The 17,249-nt window shown below is 67.3% G+C and carries 16 protein-coding genes and 3 tRNA genes; 9 read left to right on the forward strand and 10 right to left on the reverse strand.

Annotated features, from left to right (window positions below; all coding sequences use genetic code 11):
* Nucleotides 1–328: 328 nt before the first annotated feature.
* Entirely contained in the window at nt 329–634 is a 306-nt protein-coding gene (locus tag AB0H82_RS26270) for a hypothetical protein (protein WP_362996783.1), read from the forward strand.
* On the opposite strand, the gene AB0H82_RS26275 is transcribed toward AB0H82_RS26270, so the two are convergent.
* The 3 genes from AB0H82_RS26275 to AB0H82_RS26285 all read right to left on the reverse strand — a co-directional run bounded on the left by AB0H82_RS26275 (nt 623) and on the right by AB0H82_RS26285 (nt 3,255).
* Nucleotides 623–1,060, reverse strand: coding sequence for a hypothetical protein (locus AB0H82_RS26275; protein ID WP_362996785.1), 438 nt, complete (start codon nt 1,058–1,060; stop codon nt 623–625). The genes AB0H82_RS26270 and AB0H82_RS26275 overlap by 12 nt on opposite strands.
* A gap of 93 nt (nt 1,061–1,153) precedes the next feature.
* Nucleotides 1,154–2,599: a methyltransferase domain-containing protein gene (locus AB0H82_RS26280; protein ID WP_362996787.1), complete on the reverse strand. Its 1,446-nt coding sequence runs from the start codon at nt 2,597–2,599 to the stop codon at nt 1,154–1,156.
* On the reverse strand, nt 2,596–3,255 hold the full coding sequence (locus tag AB0H82_RS26285) for a ParB/RepB/Spo0J family partition protein (RefSeq protein WP_362996789.1): 660 nt from the start codon (nt 3,253–3,255) through the stop codon (nt 2,596–2,598). The genes AB0H82_RS26280 and AB0H82_RS26285 overlap by 4 nt, the downstream gene beginning before the upstream one ends.
* A gap of 599 nt (nt 3,256–3,854) precedes the next feature.
* Between AB0H82_RS26285 and AB0H82_RS26290 the strand changes: the two genes are divergently transcribed.
* Together AB0H82_RS26290 and AB0H82_RS26295 are read left to right on the forward strand one after the other, a co-directional pair.
* Nucleotides 3,855–4,433: a hypothetical protein gene (locus AB0H82_RS26290; protein WP_362996791.1), complete on the forward strand. Its 579-nt coding sequence runs from the start codon at nt 3,855–3,857 to the stop codon at nt 4,431–4,433.
* Between the two features lie 28 nt (nt 4,434–4,461).
* Entirely contained in the window at nt 4,462–4,833 is a 372-nt protein-coding gene (locus tag AB0H82_RS26295; RefSeq protein ID WP_362996793.1) for a hypothetical protein, read from the forward strand.
* 920 nt (nt 4,834–5,753) lie between these two features.
* On the opposite strand, the gene AB0H82_RS26300 is transcribed toward AB0H82_RS26295, so the two are convergent.
* Entirely contained in the window at nt 5,754–6,176 is a 423-nt protein-coding gene (locus AB0H82_RS26300) for a hypothetical protein (RefSeq protein WP_362996795.1), read from the reverse strand.
* A 59-nt stretch (nt 6,177–6,235) separates the two neighbouring features.
* Nucleotides 6,236–7,399 carry a ParB/RepB/Spo0J family partition protein gene (locus AB0H82_RS26305; RefSeq protein ID WP_362996797.1) on the reverse strand — a complete coding sequence of 388 codons (1,164 nt, stop codon included), beginning with the start codon at nt 7,397–7,399 and terminating at the stop codon, nt 6,236–6,238.
* 686 nt (nt 7,400–8,085) lie between these two features.
* On the opposite strand from AB0H82_RS26305, the gene AB0H82_RS26310 reads away from it, so the two are divergent.
* Nucleotides 8,086–8,610 carry a hypothetical protein gene (locus AB0H82_RS26310; protein ID WP_362996799.1) on the forward strand — a complete coding sequence of 175 codons (525 nt, stop codon included), beginning with the start codon at nt 8,086–8,088 and terminating at the stop codon, nt 8,608–8,610.
* Nucleotides 8,611–8,665: 55 nt separating this feature from the next.
* Nucleotides 8,666–9,391 carry a hypothetical protein gene (locus AB0H82_RS26315; RefSeq protein WP_362996801.1) on the forward strand — a complete coding sequence of 242 codons (726 nt, stop codon included), beginning with the start codon at nt 8,666–8,668 and terminating at the stop codon, nt 9,389–9,391.
* On the opposite strand, the gene AB0H82_RS26320 is transcribed toward AB0H82_RS26315, so the two are convergent.
* Together AB0H82_RS26320 and AB0H82_RS26325 are read right to left on the reverse strand one after the other, a co-directional pair.
* The gene (locus tag AB0H82_RS26320; RefSeq protein ID WP_362996802.1) at nt 9,377–10,345 is read right to left on the reverse strand and encodes a recombinase family protein; all 969 of its coding nucleotides are present in this window, start codon (nt 10,343–10,345) and stop codon (nt 9,377–9,379) included. The genes AB0H82_RS26315 and AB0H82_RS26320 overlap by 15 nt on opposite strands.
* Before the next feature lie 105 nt (nt 10,346–10,450).
* Nucleotides 10,451–10,702: a DNA-binding protein gene (locus AB0H82_RS26325; protein WP_362996804.1), complete on the reverse strand. Its 252-nt coding sequence runs from the start codon at nt 10,700–10,702 to the stop codon at nt 10,451–10,453.
* Nucleotides 10,703–10,838: 136 nt separating this feature from the next.
* On the opposite strand from AB0H82_RS26325, the gene AB0H82_RS26330 reads away from it, so the two are divergent.
* A complete protein-coding gene (locus tag AB0H82_RS26330) occupies nt 10,839–12,731 on the forward strand; it encodes a tyrosine-type recombinase/integrase (RefSeq protein WP_362996806.1) in 1,893 nt (630 codons plus the stop codon).
* Nucleotides 12,732–12,882: 151 nt separating this feature from the next.
* On the opposite strand, the gene AB0H82_RS26335 is transcribed toward AB0H82_RS26330, so the two are convergent.
* The 3 genes from AB0H82_RS26335 to AB0H82_RS26345 all read right to left on the reverse strand — a co-directional run bounded on the left by AB0H82_RS26335 (nt 12,883) and on the right by AB0H82_RS26345 (nt 13,294).
* Nucleotides 12,883–12,956, reverse strand: a tRNA-Ile gene (locus tag AB0H82_RS26335).
* Between the two features lie 187 nt (nt 12,957–13,143).
* Nucleotides 13,144–13,216 (reverse strand) — tRNA-Asn (locus tag AB0H82_RS26340).
* 5 nt (nt 13,217–13,221) lie between these two features.
* Nucleotides 13,222–13,294, reverse strand: a tRNA-Asn gene (locus AB0H82_RS26345).
* 185 nt (nt 13,295–13,479) lie between these two features.
* On the opposite strand from AB0H82_RS26345, the gene AB0H82_RS26350 reads away from it, so the two are divergent.
* The 3 genes from AB0H82_RS26350 (at nt 13,480) to AB0H82_RS26360 (ending at nt 17,233) form a co-directional block, all read left to right on the forward strand.
* Nucleotides 13,480–13,794 (forward strand): YtxH domain-containing protein, encoded by a 315-nt coding sequence (locus AB0H82_RS26350; protein WP_362996808.1) that lies wholly within the window; start codon nt 13,480–13,482, stop codon nt 13,792–13,794.
* An 85-nt stretch (nt 13,795–13,879) separates the two neighbouring features.
* Nucleotides 13,880–15,307, forward strand: a complete 1,428-nt coding sequence (locus tag AB0H82_RS26355) for an FGGY family carbohydrate kinase (protein ID WP_362996810.1) — start codon at nt 13,880–13,882, stop codon at nt 15,305–15,307.
* A gap of 192 nt (nt 15,308–15,499) precedes the next feature.
* Nucleotides 15,500–17,233, forward strand: coding sequence for an ABC transporter ATP-binding protein (locus tag AB0H82_RS26360; protein ID WP_362996812.1), 1,734 nt, complete (start codon nt 15,500–15,502; stop codon nt 17,231–17,233).
* The last annotated feature ends 16 nt before the right edge of the window (nt 17,234–17,249 follow it).

Below are 17,249 nucleotides of genomic sequence, written 5' to 3' on the forward strand. Positions count from 1 at the left end.
GAGAAGGTCCTCGCTGCGACTTCTTACATTCTCCGGGCGGCGCCACCAAGGATCGGTATCCTATCGAGTGGAGTTCTGGGAATGGCCCGCCCGTGATACTGGCGACCGTTACTAACCTAGGTGCACTGACAAGGCGAGCGGATCCAGCGACCTGCTCGGCCCGCCACGGTGCACGGTTGGCACCGCTCCATCACACGCTCGAAACCAACCAGAAGAGAAGATCCTGAGTTTCCATCGCTGGTACGGAACTCAGTTCAGCCACAATCCGTGGCCGAGCTGAGTAGGCGTGCCCGCGTCCAGTTCGGCCCTGAGTAGAAGGGATCGAACTGTGGACTCGTCTGCGGTTCTGTGGATTCTCACTTGGTCGGGCGTGGTCTCGATCACGATCTTCGTCCTGACCGGGATTCTGGGACAGCTGCTCCCGTTGGTCGAAGCGTGGCGCAGGCTGATTGGTGCCTTTCGGGGTGACAACACGCAGGGCGCTTCAGACTGCAGCGAGCCAACGACCGGTCAGGAAAACACGGTGCCGTCGGTCGCCGATCCGGTGCAGCTCGAAGCGGCCGGGTCGGCGACCGGCGGGGAGCAATGCGAGGAGTTGGACTCCGCCGCATCGGCACCGCCGTCACATCAGTGACATCTGCTCACCTTCTCCGGACTTCTTGGGCGGGACGAACTCCGGTGGCGCGTCCGGTGCATCGCGGTTCGCGCGCAGCCACCAGGCGAACTGGTAGTTGCGGCAGGTCCGAAAGCGGACGGAGTTGCGCCGGGGTTCGGTAGCGGGGATGTCGCGCTCGCCCCATCCGGTGATGGGGCGAGCGTTCTCCAGCCGGACCTGGAGGCCAGGAACGAGGGCGGGCCCTTCCCAGTCCTCCCCCGGTGCAACCTCGAAGGCGAGGTGGGCGTTGTCGCTCCATCGCCAGGGGTTGGGCAGCGCACACAGGTACCAGGCGAGCGGCTGGTTGGCCGCCGGCAGTTCGACGAGCTGGTGCCGGCGCTTCGGGTCAACCCGCGGGCGGTCCGGCTGTCCGAAGGCCCGCAGGCAGTGCTGGTCGAGGGCCACGTGGCGCACCCCTGCAAGCCACATGATGTGGTACAGAGAACGCGACTCGATTCCCACCCTTATTCGTTCCGACATGAGCTCCCCACTGAATTCTCAATTGCCGAGAGAAGAGTTCCTCTCTATAACCAATTTTATCAAATTCCCCACCAATTCCAGATGCCTGTCATGCCGGAAACCATTCGGGTAGGGCATGTTAAATTCCTCCTCGAAGGCCCTTTCGTACTCCTCTTTTGGGAGGGGGATGGGACGGCGGCATGTCGCCTTGAGGTTGGACCCGCTGAGGTCGGTGACCTTCACGTCCTCGAAGTAGCGGCGCAGCATGGGCTCCAGCGTCTCGGGGGTGTGAAAGCGGAGCTTCTGCCATTTCCCCTTGACGAAGTTCATCTCGACGTTGTCCTCATCGAGGAAGCTCATCTTCGTGGTTGCGGTCTGTGAGGTGACCCGCTTGGCCTGCTCGTCGCGCAGCTCGCGGGCGAGGCTCCGTGTGCCGAGGCACACCACTCCGTCGGCGGCGCACAGGGCGTTGACGGTGGTCATCACCCAATGCTGGTAATCGAGCGAGGTGGTGGCGTTGATGACGGAGTCCAGCACGACGACGTCGTACAGCCCGTTGGCCCGGATGTCCTTGTCGATGTCGCGGATCATCCCGACGACGGCCCTGATGTCGACGGCGTATGAGCCGTCCCGGCAGCGATAGGGCTCGTAGTCGTGAATGTTGAAGCCCTTGGCACGCAGGTGCTTGGCGTAGTCGCCGTATCCGGCGCCGAAGTCGACCACGCGGTGCGTGGGCTTGAGCCAGGGCGTGACCAGCTGGTCCCAGGTCTCGGAGCCGTAGGCGAGCTTGCCCGCCTTGGCCTTGGAGGAGAACTGGCGGAGCCGCTTGGGCTGGACGATGTGCTGGTTCCAGACGGGCGCCTTGCTCTCGATGGCGCTCCAGTCGTACACGCCGTACTCGCCGGTGAGGTCGGCGTGGAGCTGGGCGGCGTCGGACGAGGCCACCGTCCAGGCGAGGAGGTCGAAGCGCGAGAAGGAGGCGACGACGGCGTACTCGGCGTTGAGGACGATGCGGCCCTGGTCATCGATGACGACGCTGCCCCAGGGGCCGTGGCCGGCGGTCATGTGGCCGATGGCGTTGACGAAGGAGAGGTTCTTGCGCTCGGCGACGCGAATGGACTGCCACGGAATCCAGGACCAGGCGCCGATCTCGCCGGGCTCGGCGTAGACGACGCTGGCCTCGGTCTCCACCCGGTTGTGCAGGAGGTTGAACTGGATCTCGTCCTGGAGGCGGACCTTGGTGCCGAGCATGACCGCGGGGGTGTGGGTCATGCCTATGGCCTTGAGGCCCTTCGTTCTCTGGTGGCCTGCGACCAGCGTGCCGTCCGCGTTGAGGATCACCGGCTTGACGACTCCGTGGCGGCGCAGCGACGCCTGGAGGCGGACGAAAGCCGTCTCGCTGAGGCGGCGCGGGTTGTAGTCGGCGGGGCGCAGTTGGTCGAGCGGGTACGCCTCGTGGAACGTGGTGGTGGGCGCCTTGCTCATGCGGCGTCGCTCTCCTGGTGGGCTTCCTGGAGGACGTGCCAGCCGAAGCCGAGGTCGCTGTTGGTGTCGTCCACGAACTTCGTGTAGATGGCATTGAGGGCTTCGACCTCTTCGGAGGTGATCCGGACGCGCTTGGACTCCCACTGGAGGTAGCCCCACTGGAGGTAGTCGACGGTGGCTGCGGCTCCGGTGCCCGCGCCGTCGGAGGTCAGCTCCAGCGTCTCGGGGAGCGAGGTGTCGTCCAGGAGCCGGTCGACGCTCTCGCGGTCGTACCCGGTGCCGGTGAGGTCGGGAATCTCGGAGAGGACTTCCGCGAGCAGGACGGTGTCGTAACCGGCGAGGTCGTTGGTCCGGTTGTCCACGATGACGATGCGGGCCGCGGCGTCGTCATCGACGTCGACCCAGGTGGCCGCGATGTGCTCCCAGCCGAGCTGCTGGGCGGCTGCGACGGTGTGGTTACCCGCCAGGATTTCGTTCGGCCGCCCGGTGTGGGTGCCCTTGTTGATCACGACGGGCCGGTACTGGCCGTTGACCGTCAGCGACTCGGCGATGGCCGGGATGTCGCCGGTGCGGGGGTTGCGGTAGTACGGGACCAGGTCGCCGATGGGGACGGCGAGCGGCTGGAGCTGTTCGGGGATGTTGGCGAGCGCAGTCACGGGCGTCCCTTGTGTAGGCCGTTCCCCGCGCCCTACGCACGCCAACACTAGACGATCAGCAGTGGGGTCGGCTCGGTTCGGTCGGTCGGTTGGCGTCCTCGGGAGCCTCGCCTGTCGTCGGCGAAGCGCCGCTGACGATCAGGGGGTTGGCCGCCTCGGCCCGGTAGTAGCCGAGTTCGGCTCGGATAGCGTCGAGCTGGCCGTCGGCGCCACCGCCGCGGCCTGCGTGGCCCCTTCGGCATCTGGCCCGTCGGCGACCACCAGATCGACGAGGACCCAGAGCACGAGCATCAAGCCACCCGGATGCTCGGCGCCACACGCCGCGCGCAGCGGAGCCGGATCTCACTTCGCCAAAACGCGACCATCGAAAGCAAGGAGGACTCGCGCAGGCGCCGACGATTTGCTTGATCAAAAATGGGTTGCTTCTTCGATAGGAAAGCGATGTGGATCACAAACGGTATCTAAAGGTTGCGTAAACAGGTCTGGACCAGGGAAGGTCTTCACGTCCCGGGCTGACCGCCGGGATGCGGGCACGTGCGCTGGTTCCTAGGCCATAAGTGCGCGGTCGTGCCCGCATCGTTACCGCAAAGGAATTCTACGTGAACCGCAAGTCCCTACGTATCTCCAGCATCGTCGCCCTCACCGCGGCGACGGTGGCCGTGGCCGCGCCCATGGCGACCGCTGCCGAAGGGCAGCACGCCCTCCAGGCTCGTCACGCGCAGCAGACCCAGCAGGTGAAAAACGCGCAGGACCCCATCGACCTGGTCGCGGCCGTCGAAGAGGCTGGCTTCGAGGAGCGGCTCCTCGCGCTCCCCTCGAACCCGACGCCGCAGCAGGTCGTCGAAGCCATGTACCCGGGCAACCCTGAAGCTCAGGAGGCCGCCCTGCCGCTCCTGGACGGCTCCAACCAGGCCTTCGCTTCGACCAATCCCGAGAATGTGGTGCTGTACGGCTGGTGGGACACCACCAAGCGCGTCGCCGCCTGCGTCGGCGCGGTCGGCGCGTTCGTCGCGGGCAATGCCCTCCTGATCTCCAAGGCCGCCAAGTACGGCGGTGTCGTCAAGGGCGCCAAGCTGATCGCGCAGGCCGGTAACCGTGAGGAGCGTCTGAAGCTGGCCATCGCCATCTTCGGCAACGTCACAGGCATCACCGGCATGGTGAAGGGCTGCGGCGGCTGATCTGCCCCAGGGGAAGGAGAGTCACACCATGCAGAACGTGTTCATGGGGGCATTCGTCCTCGCCGTCGTTGTGCAGAGCGCGACACTGTGCGTGTTCCTCGTCCAGCTCTGGCGCTCCCTAAAGCGCAAGGGGCCCGAGCCGACCGCGCTGACGGGGCTCGACGCCCTGACGGGGGCTGCGGTATTCGGCGGGTCCTCGACCGTCCTCCAGTGGGTGAACTCCACCTGGAACGACGTGAGCTGGTCGGACACGCTGCTGTTCGCGGCCGTGTTCGGCATCGCCACCGCCGGGTGCATGGCGGCGGTACGACGCAGGGGGCACGCCCAGGTGCAGCATGTGCTGCTCGTCGTTCCGCTGGGCTTCGGAATTATCGCGGGGGCATCCGGAGCAGCGGTGTGACCCTTCGGGGCTGAGCGTGGGGCTCGGGGCGGAGATCCGTCCCGAGCCCCACGTGGCCGCCTAAGCCGACTGCCTCGTAGCGCGTGCGAGAGCGGACCGCCGCCCGCGGCGCGAACGAGATCAGCACGGTGCGCCTGGAGGAATCCTGATCCGACCCTGTCCCGACAGGCGCCACCGGCAGGGGCGGCTGGGTGAACAGGCGCCGCACCGGCCGTCGAACGTCCGCAGCCTGGACGTTCGACCTCTCCGGGTATCACGGCCTTCCCTCTTCCGCGCGACCGATTACCCGTGCCTCATCGAGCACTTTCCTTGGTCGGAGGGTGATCGCCGCGGCGGTGACAGCGGCCGGCGCCGGACGCTATCGGTTGTTGCAGCGGCAGATGCCTGGGGGCAGGCACCAGGCATCGCAGGCGTTGCACCACTCGGCACCCGGCACGGGGGGCTCCGGGTGCTGGGCCTGCTGGGATGACGGGTCCTGGGTCATGCCGCCGTTCTCCTGGGTCGTCGTCTGGTGGCGATGGCTGCTTCGAGTGCCGCACCTGGGTGCACCGCGTTCGGGTCGGGGCTCTGGTGAATCCTTCGGCCCGGGTCTCGCTCGTCGGCGGCCCTGTCCGGCGGGCCGTCTCGTTCGATGAGCAGACGCAGGTACAGCTCCCGATCTTCCGGATTGCCTTTGAAGTCCTCTGCGCTCATGTCGCTCCGGAGTGCACGGGACCCGCTCCCGACGTGGGCGGGAGCGGGTCCGGTCGTGTTCGTGGCGCGCGGTCTGGGCGGCTCTGCGTCGGCGCGGAGCCGGTGCCTGGCGGGTAGGGCGCGGGGGGTTGGCCACCCGCCAGGCACCGAAGGGATGCCGCATGCCACGGCATGTTGGTGGGCCGGTTCCTCGGCTGTGGCCGTTCCCACCAACGAGATAGACCGTATCACCGTTGAGTGTTGGGATCTATCTGCTGGGAAGAGTGATCCCGCCCGTCATGCGGGGCTCCGCAGCCGGGCCCGTCCAGGGGCGCCGTCCCGCTCTGCTCCCCACCCTGGTTCGTGGCGCTGGCGACGAGCAGTGCCGCTTCGAGTTCCACGAGACGCGCCGCGACCATGATGGGGAAGCGGACATAGACGGAGCCACCGGCCTGGTTGAGCAGTTCGGCCGCGGCGAGGAAGGTCGCATTGCTGGCCTCGTTCAGCGCCTGCGGGTCGTTGTCGCGGCGGGCCTTGACCAGATGCCGCGCGGCCTCCCGGACGAGCTGGGCGGCGTCAGAGTCGTACTCCTCAAGGGCGTTGGCCGTGGCCGGCACCCCTTCGAACAGGTTGCGGTTGATGTTGCGCATGGTGCGGATGTCGTTCATCACGATGGGTCTCCTGACGGAAGGGGGGGCGGCCCGCTGAGGGCCGCCCCGGTGTGGGCCGTTCAGGCTGCGGGGGCGACCGGCTCGGGGTCGACGTCGTCCGCGTCCGCCTCCGCGTCCGTCTCCGGGGTGCTCTCCTGCTCCGTGTCGTCAGTCGCCTCGGCCTGCGGGGCGGCGGAGGCCGCCTCCGCCTCCGCGTCCGTCTCCCCAGTCACGTCGGCGGACGGCTCGGCGGCGGGCTCCAGGCCGGCGAGGGCGGCGTCGGCCTCCGCGACCAGGTCGGGCGCAGCCGCCGCGGGGTTGACCATGATCTCGCTGGCATCGGCGTGCGCCTTGGCCTGGCAGAGCTGGAAGCGGGCCTTCCGGACGAAGTTGGCGACCCGGTCCATCTGCTCCAGCCGCTTGCCCACCTGTCCCTCCAAGGCACGGGCCAGCTCCATCGGATCCGCCTTGCCGATGCTGTCCAGCAGATCGCACATCTCCTCGATCCGATCGAGGTCACTCTTGGTCTTGGCCTGCGCGCGGGCGCGCTGCGCCTTCTCCTCGGGGGACATCTCCTCGACGTCGACCATGGAGTCCTGCTGGGCCGCCTTCTCCTGCTTGCGCATGGCGTAGGCGAGGTGGACGAGCTGGTTGTCGCTCTTGTCGCCCTTCTTCCAGTCCTCGAAGACGGCCTTCTGGTTATCCCGGGAGAGGGCGGCGATCTGGACGGCGGCCTGGGTGCCGATGTGCCCGAGGTCGACGGCGGTCTGGATCTCGGGGCGCAGGTTGAGGAGAGCCAGGCGCTGGTTGACGTACTGGACTGACTTGGAGAAGGTCTTCGCGACGGCGGGCACCTGCTCGGAATCGCCGTCGAACTCGTCGTCCAGGACCTTCTTGAAGCCGCGCGCCTCCTCCAGCGGAAGCATGTCCTCCCGGTTCAGGTTCTCGGCCATGGCCTTCTTGAAGGAGTCCATGTCGCTGATCTCGGCGTCACCCTCGGTCTGGAGGATCTTCGTCTCGATGGTGATGTTGCCCGCCAGCCCGTTGGCGCGGAAGCGGCGCTCGCCGGCGACCAGTTCGTAGCCGCCTTCCGCGACCTTGCGGACGACGATCGGCTGGAGGAGACCGTGCTCCTTGATGGAGTTGGCCAGCTCGGCCAGGGCCTCCTCGCTGAAGGTCTCGCGGGGCTGGTTCGGGTTGCGGCGGATCTGGCGCATCTTCAGGGTGGCGAACTTGTGCGGCATTTCGGTCTCCAAGAGGTCGGCGGGGGCTTCTTCTCTCCCCCTTCCTTCTGGTTCTATTCTATATGCATAACGGAGAAGGGTCTACATTCTCCAGAAGATTTCCCAGGTAAAACGCCTGAGCGCGAGCTCACCCCCGTCGAACCCGCGCCCCACACCGCACTTCGCTCTCAGCTCGTGACAGCCACGCCCGCCGCATCCGGCAGCTCGACGCTCAGGTCTACCCGCCTTGGATCAACTACCGCCAGCGCGCCAAGCAGTCCCCACACCCCCTCGCCCCCCAGCTGAACGTTCGGCGCATCTCCGGACTCCTCCAGGCGAGCCAGCACGCGCCCCAAATCGACATCCACCCCGACGCCTCCATGTCTTGCTGCGCTCAACCCCGCCGACGGGGGCGGCGGACCACTTAGATCCCCACGCAAGTAAGTTCGCGGCACACCTCAGACCATGGGAGGACCGTTCACAATCGCGCAGCAAAGAGCGGGATAGGGGCGGCGGACCGAGTGCTTGCGCAGCGTACTACTGCCGTTACAGATCTTGCGGCGGTGCGCCATTCATTGTCAACCGACCTAGACATTAGACTGTCTCTGACCGTCAGCCCCAAAGCCCCGCCAGCGCCTCAGCATCCACTTCGCGCCGCCAATTCGAGCCACGTGTCGGCCTTACCCGAAGAAGGAGTAGCCCCGGCCATGCCGCTCGGAAACGTCCCGCTCGCCGGCAAGCTCGCCATCCTGCTTCGGCGGAAGCTCCGTGCAGACGGGAAAACTCCCAGCACACGTGCACTTGCCGCCGCAACGGCAGCAACGCCCGGGGGCAAGCCGGCGATGACACATCAGGTCGTGAACGACCTGATCAACGGCGTCAAGGACAACTCGACGATCACTCAACTCGTAGGACTCGGACGCGCTTTCGAATGCCCCGTGGCGTATCTTTTGCCGGGATACGACGATTTGACTTCACTGACGGTCTACGAGAGCCAACGAGACGCCCGCGAAGCACTGCGACTCATCCACGACTTGGACGAGGCAGGGGCCGCCGAACTCTTGCAGGCCGCACGTGAGATCAGACTGCGCCACGGCCGCAACGACCTCAGCGTCCCCGAGGTTCCCGAGTCACTACCGCCCGCTGCAGAACCACCGCGGCCCGGGCGGCGAAGGCGTCTCAGCTTCGAGGAAGCGGCAGAACGGGCTGCCTCTGATCTGGAAGGAACCTGAACGAATGGACGGCATCGTCTTCGGCCTGTGTGCATTGGTCTGCATAGCAGGCACTGTGCTCTCAGGCCGAGAGGCCTGGCGCCAGCGCAACCGCAGCGAATACGGCATCGCCCGCTTCGCCCGCACCGCGGCCTTCGGAGTCTGCGGAGTGGGTGTCCTCTTCGCAGTGCCCGCCATCGAAAGCGGCATCGAGTCCCTGACCGGCCTCCACAATGCGGCCAAGCTGGGCGCCCACATCTGCGCCGTCCTGTGGTGCGGAAGCCTTCAGCTGATGCTCGTGGACTGGTCGTACAACCGGCACGTCCTCAAAGCCAGCCTGTACGCCCGAGTCGCCTTCGGCATCTGCGTACTGGCCGCCATGCTTCCTCTGTTCATCGGAACCACGGCCGACCACGTGGAGTTCACGACGGAGTACGCGCGGATCCCCGGCGTCACCGTCTACCTGATGGTCTACCTGTGCTACGTCGCCGTGACCTGCGGCGAGATCGCGTTCCTCTGCTTCGGCATGGCGGTGTCCGCACGCCGGGGCCGCCACAGCTGGACGGCCCGAGGACTGGCTGTCTCAGCGACGGCCGCCCTCCTCGGAGTCGCCTACGCCGCGAGCAAGGGCTCCTACCTTGTCACCCACTACCTCGGCCACCCCTGGCCCCTGCGCTACGAGGAGATCGTCTCCCCGCTCCTGGCGGGCCTGGCCGTAATCGCTTTGATCACCGGCCTGACGATGGCGATGGTCGGCAAGCGGCTCGCGACCAAGAAGACGCTCGCCTCATCTGACGCTTGACAGGCGCGGAGGCAACTGCCGCCAGTGCAAAACCACTCGCCCTGGCTCAATGGCGCGGACGCCGCGGGCGCTGGCCGGGAACACCTCGATCTTGTCCAGCAGCAGTCTCGTGATGGCCGACTTCGACGTGTGCGGCGCGCTGTTCCACCACCGGACGAGTTCCTTGGCGCCGCCCAGCTTGAAGTTCGCCAGCTGCTCGGCGTAGCGCAGCCTAGACCGGCCGTCCTTGAGGCTGGCCGTGAGCTCACGTTCAGCGGCAATGAACGCCTCTTTGCTGATCTCTCGCTTGCCGTACAGGGCCCCCACCTCTGTGCGGCGTTCGACGAGATCCTCGATGTCGGCCCGCATCTCCTTGATCTGCTGCTTGACGGCCTCTTGCGCCGCGAGGATCTGGTCGCGGATGCCGGGCTTGAGGAGTTCCGCGACAACGTATTCGCCCACGTGCGTCTCCAGAAGCTCGGCATCAATGCGGACTTCTCCGCACCCACCGCGCCCCTGCCTGTCCTTCGGTCGGCACCGATACCCCGGAGTGCCCGCGTTCGTACGGGCCCCCTGCAGAGCGTGCCCGCATTTGCCGCAGTGGCTGCCCTCGTCGACGAGTAGATACTCGTGGGGCGCCTCCGGTGCCGCCGTCTTCCTGCTCTGCTCCCGTTCCAGAAGAGCCTCAAACTCTTCGCGGGTGATGGGGGCCGGGTGGCCGGCGTCCACGAGTTGGCCATCCTCGTCGTATCGCAGGCCTGCGATAGCCGGGTTCCGGAAGAGGCGCCCGACCGACGCGTCCTTCCACTCACCGCCCATGGTGCCCCGGTAGCCCTCGCCATTTGCCCACACGGCGATCTCGGCGTTCGACTTTTTGCCGATCAGCGCGCGGCTCACCATCTGACGCAGAGGGTCCACTTCGTCGTCACGCAGTCGCTGGCGCGACTGATCGTCGAACCCGTATAGCCGTGGCATGCGGTCGTCCGTTCTTCTCTCGTGCCCCGTGGCCACCCGAGCCTAGGCCGAGTCCCCCCGCGGGACCGTGACCTTGGCGGACTGATCACCACCGGCCACGACTGATCACTGCGCAGGCGAGGTTACGCCGAGGACCTTCCATAGCGCAGCTGTAGGGATCTTCACTGTGCTGCCCAAGGTAAGCGGCTGCACGGGAAAAGACCCTTCCTTGATCAAGTTGTAAGCCTTATGGGTTCCAATCCCCAGGGCGCGTGCCGCTGTCGTGACGTTCACCGTCGGCGGCAGTGCCAGCAGCTCTTCCAGAGTCATGGCGGCGCCTCTGGCGCCTGCGGCTGTCGAGGCGTTCTTGTCTGTCATCCGCTGTCGCGTTCTCCCCCGCGCCAACATGCTGTCCAGGATACGCCAACACTGGAGTGTTGGGGCAAGATAGGGCATCGGTTCGACAAGGACCGACACAGAAGATCCACAACCGAAAGCCACGAAGGGGATGTTCGTGTTCGAGCCGAGCTACTACCGGCGCTGCGCTTGCAAGGAGCCCGCAGTTGACGACGACGGAGCTCCCATACTCCTCGCCAACGGCGAGCCGAAGATGCGAATGCTTGACGCGAACTGCCCAAAACTCTCACAGAAAGGACATGGCACCTGGTACTTCTACTTCGAGCTCGAAGCCGGGGAGGGCGGGAAGCGTCGGCGCGTCCGACGAGGCGGATTCGCCACCAAGATCGACGCCAAGAAGAAGGCGAAGGAGCTGTACGACGCCGCCACGGCTGGCACCGATGTGCTGTCCGATGAGACGTGCGGTGACTTCTTCCTCCGGTGGATCAAGGCGAAGAAGTCCCTCGCCCGGACCACCCGCCACGGCTACGAGGAGCACATCAACCTCTACCTCCTGCCTCACCTCGGCCACATCAAGCGACGTGACCTCAAGGTCCGCCACCTCGACAAGATGTACGACGCGATCGAGAAGGAGAACGCCGAGCGAATCCTCCACCGCCTGCGCGTCGATCAGCTCCAGCAGGATCGTGACGACGCCCACCAAGCCTGGGTGAGGACTGCGGGCTACGCCAAGAAGGAGGAGCGCCGCGCCACCCGCCGCGCCTTCCTCGACGCCAACGCTGCGCTCCGCGAGGGCAAGAAAGGGCTGCGGAAGGTCACCTCCGCCGCCACCATGCACCGCATCAACGACACCCTCAGCTCGGCTCTCTCCTGGGGGATCAAGCGTGAGCAGGCGTTCGCCAGGAACTGGGCGCAGCTCGTGGAGCTGCCGCCCGTCACCCGGCCCAAGCCGCTCGTCTGGACGCCTGAGCGTGTCGAGCACTGGAAGCGCACTGGCGAGAAGCCCGGCCCCGTCATGGTCTGGACACCGGAGCTCACCGGCCAATTCCTCGATTTCGCCAAGGCCGACTGGCTGTACGAGCTGTGGCACAGCTTCATCTTCCTGGGCCCCCGCCGCGGGGAGATGGCCGCGCTGCCCTGGACGGAGGTCAGCACCGATGCCCTCTGGCTGCGGATCTCCCAGCAGATCGTCGAGGTCGCCTACAAGCTGTACGGCGAAGCGCCGAAGGCCGACAGCGTCCGCACCCTCTCGCTGAGCCTTGAGTCAGGCGACAACCTTGTCAGCTTCCGCACGAAGCAGGAGCAGAAGCGCCAGGAGTGGGGCGACGACTACGTCGAGAGCGGCCGTGTGTGGACGCACGAGAACGGCGAGGCGCTGCATCCTGACTGGATCTCCCGCCGCTTCACCCGCCTCGTGGAGCTGTCCGGCCTACCGCCGGTCCGCCTCCACGATCTTCGTCACCTCGCCGCCACCCTCTCCCTGCTCGCCAAGAACGACATCAAGGTGGTGCAGGAGAAGCTGGGCCACTCCTCGCGCCAGATCACCTCCGACACCTACACCAGCGTGCTCCCCGAGATGATGCGAGCCGAGGCCGAGTCGGTCATGGCCGTTGTCCCCCGAGACGTCCCCTTCCAGGTCCGCACCCCGCTCTCGATCCCCGAAGCAGCGTGGCAAGGCGACGTCGCTGTCTTCTTCACCCACGGCGCACGACAGACAGGCGACACCTGGGCCGTTGGAGCACAGATCCAACCCGGCGCCGATCTGCTCGGCATGATCACCCTCGCCGGCCGAGGCCAGGACACCGCCGCCAACGCGGCCGTGAAGTGGATACGCGACCATTGCGCAGCCAATGAACTGGAACTGGTCCGGGTCGAGAACTTCAACGAGCGGTATTCGGAAGAGCAGCGGGCGAACTTCTCACTCACACGCTTCACGATCGCCCGATCCGAGTCTCCCGACGTGGGCGTCTGGGCTCTGCCGACGGGGCTGCCTCCCGCAGCAGGGCGGACCGCACGCCGGGCCTCCAGGGGAAGCCAGAAGGCGGCCTGAGGGGCCCTCTGTCCCCTGAATCCGCCTCGTGTCCCCTGTGTGTCCTCTTGATCTTGGTAAACGGGTGAAAGATGGCCCGTCACGGTTTCCGTGACGGGCCAACCGGGCACGTACGCGCAGGTCAGAACGATTCTGCACGAACCCGCTGAGGTGGGGCGGGTGGGACTCGAACCCACGGCCGACGGATTATGAGTCCGCTGCTCTAACCGGCTGAGCTACCGCCCCTAACGGCGCGTCGCGCACATTTGTGCGCGCCGTCTGCCGCAGCATAGCCGCTCATACGATCTCCTGCTTCGGATGGTCGGCATCGCTCGACCATGAGGACCGCAGGGCTGCCCGCGCGGTTCCACCGGGCACGGAACCCGTACGAAGAAGGACCCCCGAGAGACATCTCGGGGGTCCTTCCGCACAGCTCTCCCGACTGGACTCGAACCAGTAACCTGCCGGTTAACAGCCGGCTGCTCTGCCAATTGAGCTACAGGAGACCGAGCTCCCCCGACTGGACTCGAACCAGTAACCTGCCGGTTAACAGCCGGCTGCTCTGCCAATTGAGCTACAGGGGATCGTCTCGTTGCATCGAACGCACCTAGCTGGGAACTCTCCGGGCGGCGCGCGCTCGCTGCGACACATACATTAGCGCAAGCAGGGGGGTGCTCCGCCAATCGGTATCCCTCGGGCGATCAGCAGGCGAGCGCAGCAAGCGAGCGACAGACGAGTGACAGACGTGCGAAGCCGACGCAAGGGAAGGGTGGCAGCCATGCGGTACCGGCTCACATTCGTGGCGGGACTGGCCCTCGGGTACGTGCTCGGGACCCGGGCCGGACGCGAGCGTTACGAGCAGTTGAGGAAGTCCGCCCGCGAGATCTCGCAGAACCCGGCGGTGCGCAACACCGTGGAGTCCGCGACCCAGCAGGGGCGCGAGGTCGCGGGCAAGGCCTTCCACACGGTCTCCGAGAAGGTCGGGGACAAGATGCCCGAGTCGGTCGCCGACCGGGTCCGGTCCCTGCGCGAGCGCGGACCGGGCGGCGGCACCGAGGACGACTGGGGCACCAGCAACACGTAGTCCACGGATCCAGGTCACGGGTCACGGATCACGGTGAGCGAACAGAGGTACGGGACACGTCCCGCGGTGCGGCAGAATTCCAGGCATGGGGATAGTCGCAGGGTTGGACAGTTCGCCCGATTTCACGCGCATCGTGGTCTGTGACACGGACACGGGCGCCGTACTCAAGCAGGGGTACGCCCCTCATCCGCTGGAGAGCGCCGAGAGCGGCAGGCCCTCCGATGTCGATCCACAGGCCTGGCTGCTCTCCCTCGGCGAAGCCGCGGGCGGCGGGCTCCTCGAAGGCGTGCAGGCCATCGGCGTGTCCGCGCAGCAGAACGCGCTCGTACCGCTCGACCAGCACGGCAACACCGTGCGGCCGGCGCTCGTCGGCAACGACCGGCGAGCGCAGGTGGCCGCCGTCGACCTCATCGACCGGCTCGGCGGCCGCGAGGCCTGGGCGCAGGCCGTGGGGTGCGTGCCGCAGTCCGCGCACCCCGTGACGAAGCTGCGCTGGCTGGCGAAGACCGAGCCGGAGGCGGCACGGCACGTGGCGGGGCTGTTGCAGGCGCCCGACTGGCTGGTGTGGCAGCTCCTCGGCCGGCCGGCCCGGCGCACCACCGACCGGGGCGGCGCGTCGGGCACCGGCTACTGGTCGGCGGCGACCGGCTCCTACCGCCCGGACCTCGTCGAACTGGCCCTGGGGCACCAGGCGATGCTGCCCGAGGTGATCGGGCCCGCCGAGGCCGCGGGGACGACGCCCGAGGGGCTGCTGATCTCCGCGGGCACCGGCGAGACGATGGCGGCGGCCTTCGGGCTCGGGGTGCGGCAGGGCGACGCCGTGGTGTCGCTCGGCGCCTCCGGGTCGGTGATGGCCGTGCACCACGAGGCCCTGACGGACGCCCGCGGCATCATCACCTCGCTCGCGGACGCCACCGGGATGCATCTGCCGGTCGTCCACACGTCGAACGCCGTGCGGGTGCTGCGGGGCACCGCGGAGATGCTCGGCCTCGCCGACCTGGAGGAGCTCTCCGCGCTCGCCATGAAGTCGACGCCGGGCGCGCACGGCCTGGTGCTCCTGCCGTATCTGGAGGGCGAGAAGACGCCGAACCTGCCGCACGCGGCGGGGACGCTGACCGGCCTCCGGCGCGAGTCGATGAAGCCGGAGCACCTGGCGCGGGCGGCCTTCGAGGGCATGCTGTGCGGGCTCGGGGACGCGCTCGACGTGCTGCGGGCCCGGGGGGTCGAGGTCCGGCGGGTGTTCCTGCTGGGCGCCGCCGCCGAGCTGCCCGCCGTGCAGGCCGCGGCGCCGATGCTGTTCGGTACGCAGGTCGTGGTGCCGCAGCCCGCGGACTATGCCGCGATCGGCGCGGCGCGGCAGGCCGCGTGGGCGCTGACCGGTCAACTGCCGCACTGGCAGGGGGCCGCGGCGCAGGTGTTCGAGCCCGGCGAGGAGCTCGCGGTGGGGCAGGCGGTGCGGCAGCAGCACGCGACGGTACGGGAGCAGACGCATCCCGGCGCCTTCGGCTACTGATGCGTCTCCTGATTCGCCCAGCGATTTGCCCAGTGATCTGCCCAGTGATTCTTGAGTGAGCCCAGTTCTTGACCGGGAATGAAATTTGACCCGGTCATGGGTCAATCGGTTGCACGGCCCTGGGTCGGGTGCCGGAGTATGGGGAGCGACCTCGCCCAACTTGCCGACACCCGACTCTGCGAGAGACCGAGCGTGCTCATACGACTCCTGCGGACGTACCTGCGTCCGTACCAGAAACCCATCGCCCTGCTGGTGCTCCTGCAGTTCCTGCAGACCTGCGCCGCTCTCTACCTGCCCAGCCTGAACGCCGACATCATCGACAACGGTGTCGTCAAGGGAGACACGGGCTACATCCTCGCCTTCGGCGGCATCATGATCGGCGTCACCGTGGTGCAGATGGTCTGCAACGTCGGCGCGGTCTTCTACGGCGCGCGGACCGCCGCCGCCCTCGGCCGTGACGTGCGGGCCGCCGTCTTCGACCGGGTGCAGTCCTTCTCCGCGCGCGAAGTGGGCCAGTTCGGCGCCCCGACGCTGATCACGCGGACCACCAACGACGTCCAGCAGGTGCAGATGCTGGTCCTGATGTCGTTCACGCTGATGGTGTCGGCGCCCATCATGTGCGTCGGCGGCATCGTGATGGCGCTCGGCCTCGACGTGCCGCTCTCCGGCGTCCTGGTCGCCGTCGTGCCCGTCCTCGGCATCAGCGTCAGCCTGATCGTGCGGCGGCTCCGGCCCCTGTTCCGCACCATGCAGGAGCGGCTCGACACCGTGAACCGGGTCCTCCGCGAGCAGATCACCGGCAACCGCGTCATCCGCGCCTTCGTCAGGGACGCGTACGAGAAGGAGCGCTTCCGGAAGGCCAATGCCGATCTGACGGACGTCTCGCTCGGCACCGGCAGGCTGCTCGCGCTGATGTTCCCGATCGTCATGACCGTCGTGAACGTCTCCTCGATCGCGGTGGTGTGGTTCGGCGCGCACCGCATCGACAGCGGCGGCATGCAGATCGGCGCGCTCACCGCGTTCCTCACGTATCTGATGCAGATCGTGATGTCCGTGATGATGGCCACCTTCATGTTCATGATGGTGCCGCGCGCGGAGGTCTGCGCCGAGCGCATCGAGGAGGTCCTGGACACCGACAGCAGTGTGGTGCCGCCGGCCGCCCCGGTGCGCGAGCTGCGCAGCCACGGCCACCTGGAGATCCGGGACGCCGGCTTCCGCTACCCCGGTGCGGAGGAGCCCGTCCTCAAGTCGATCCACCTGGTGGCCCGCCCCGGTGAGACGACCGCCGTCATCGGGTCGACCGGCAGCGGCAAGTCGACGCTGCTCAGCCTCGTGCCGCGGCTCATCGACGCGACGGAGGGCGAGGTCCTGGTCGGCGGCGTGGACGTCGGCACCATCGATCCCGTACTGCTCGCGAAGACCGTGAGCCTCGTCCCGCAGAAGCCGTACCTGTTCGCGGGGACGGTCGCGAGCAATCTGCGGTACGGCAATCCGGACGCCACCGACGAGGAGCTCTGGCACGCCCTGGAGGTCGCCCAGGCCAAGGAGTTCGTCGAGGGCCTGGAGGAAGGGCTCGACGCGCCGATCGCCCAGGGCGGCACCAACGTCTCCGGTGGCCAGCGCCAGCGCCTGTCCATCGCGCGGACCCTCGTGCAGCGCCCGGAGATCTACCTCTTCGACGACTCGTTCTCCGCGCTCGACTACGCCACCGATGCGGCGCTGCGGTCCGCGCTCGGCCGGGAGACCGCCGGGGCGACCGTCGTCATCGTCGCCCAGCGCGTGTCGACCATCCGCGACGCCGACCGCATCGTGGTCCTCGACGAGGGCCGGGTCGTGGGCACGGGCCGCCATCACGAGCTGATGGAGACCAATGAGACCTATCGGGAGATCGTGCTCTCCCAGCTGACGGAAGCGGAGGCCGCGTAATGCCCCCTGGCATCGG

The sequence above is a fragment of the Streptomyces sp. NPDC050732 genome (assembly GCF_040654255.1).
Classification (GTDB): domain Bacteria; phylum Actinomycetota; class Actinomycetes; order Streptomycetales; family Streptomycetaceae; genus Streptomyces.

What these genes read in the sequence shown, in the direction of transcription:
- AB0H82_RS26280 (WP_362996787.1), bottom strand. Translation starts at nt 2,599, where the DNA reads ATGAGCAAGGCGCCCACCACCACGTTCCACGAGGCGTACCCGCTCGAC.
- AB0H82_RS26295 (WP_362996793.1), top strand. Translation starts at nt 4,462, where the DNA reads ATGCAGAACGTGTTCATGGGGGCATTCGTCCTCGCCGTCGTTGTGCAG.
- AB0H82_RS26305 (WP_362996797.1), bottom strand. Translation starts at nt 7,399, where the DNA reads ATGCCGCACAAGTTCGCCACCCTGAAGATGCGCCAGATCCGCCGCAAC.
- AB0H82_RS26310 (WP_362996799.1), top strand. Translation starts at nt 8,086, where the DNA reads ATGCCGCTCGGAAACGTCCCGCTCGCCGGCAAGCTCGCCATCCTGCTT.
- AB0H82_RS26320 (WP_362996802.1), bottom strand. Translation starts at nt 10,345, where the DNA reads ATGCCACGGCTATACGGGTTCGACGATCAGTCGCGCCAGCGACTGCGT.
- AB0H82_RS26325 (WP_362996804.1), bottom strand. Translation starts at nt 10,702, where the DNA reads ATGACAGACAAGAACGCCTCGACAGCCGCAGGCGCCAGAGGCGCCGCC.
- AB0H82_RS26355 (WP_362996810.1), top strand. Translation starts at nt 13,880, where the DNA reads ATGGGGATAGTCGCAGGGTTGGACAGTTCGCCCGATTTCACGCGCATC.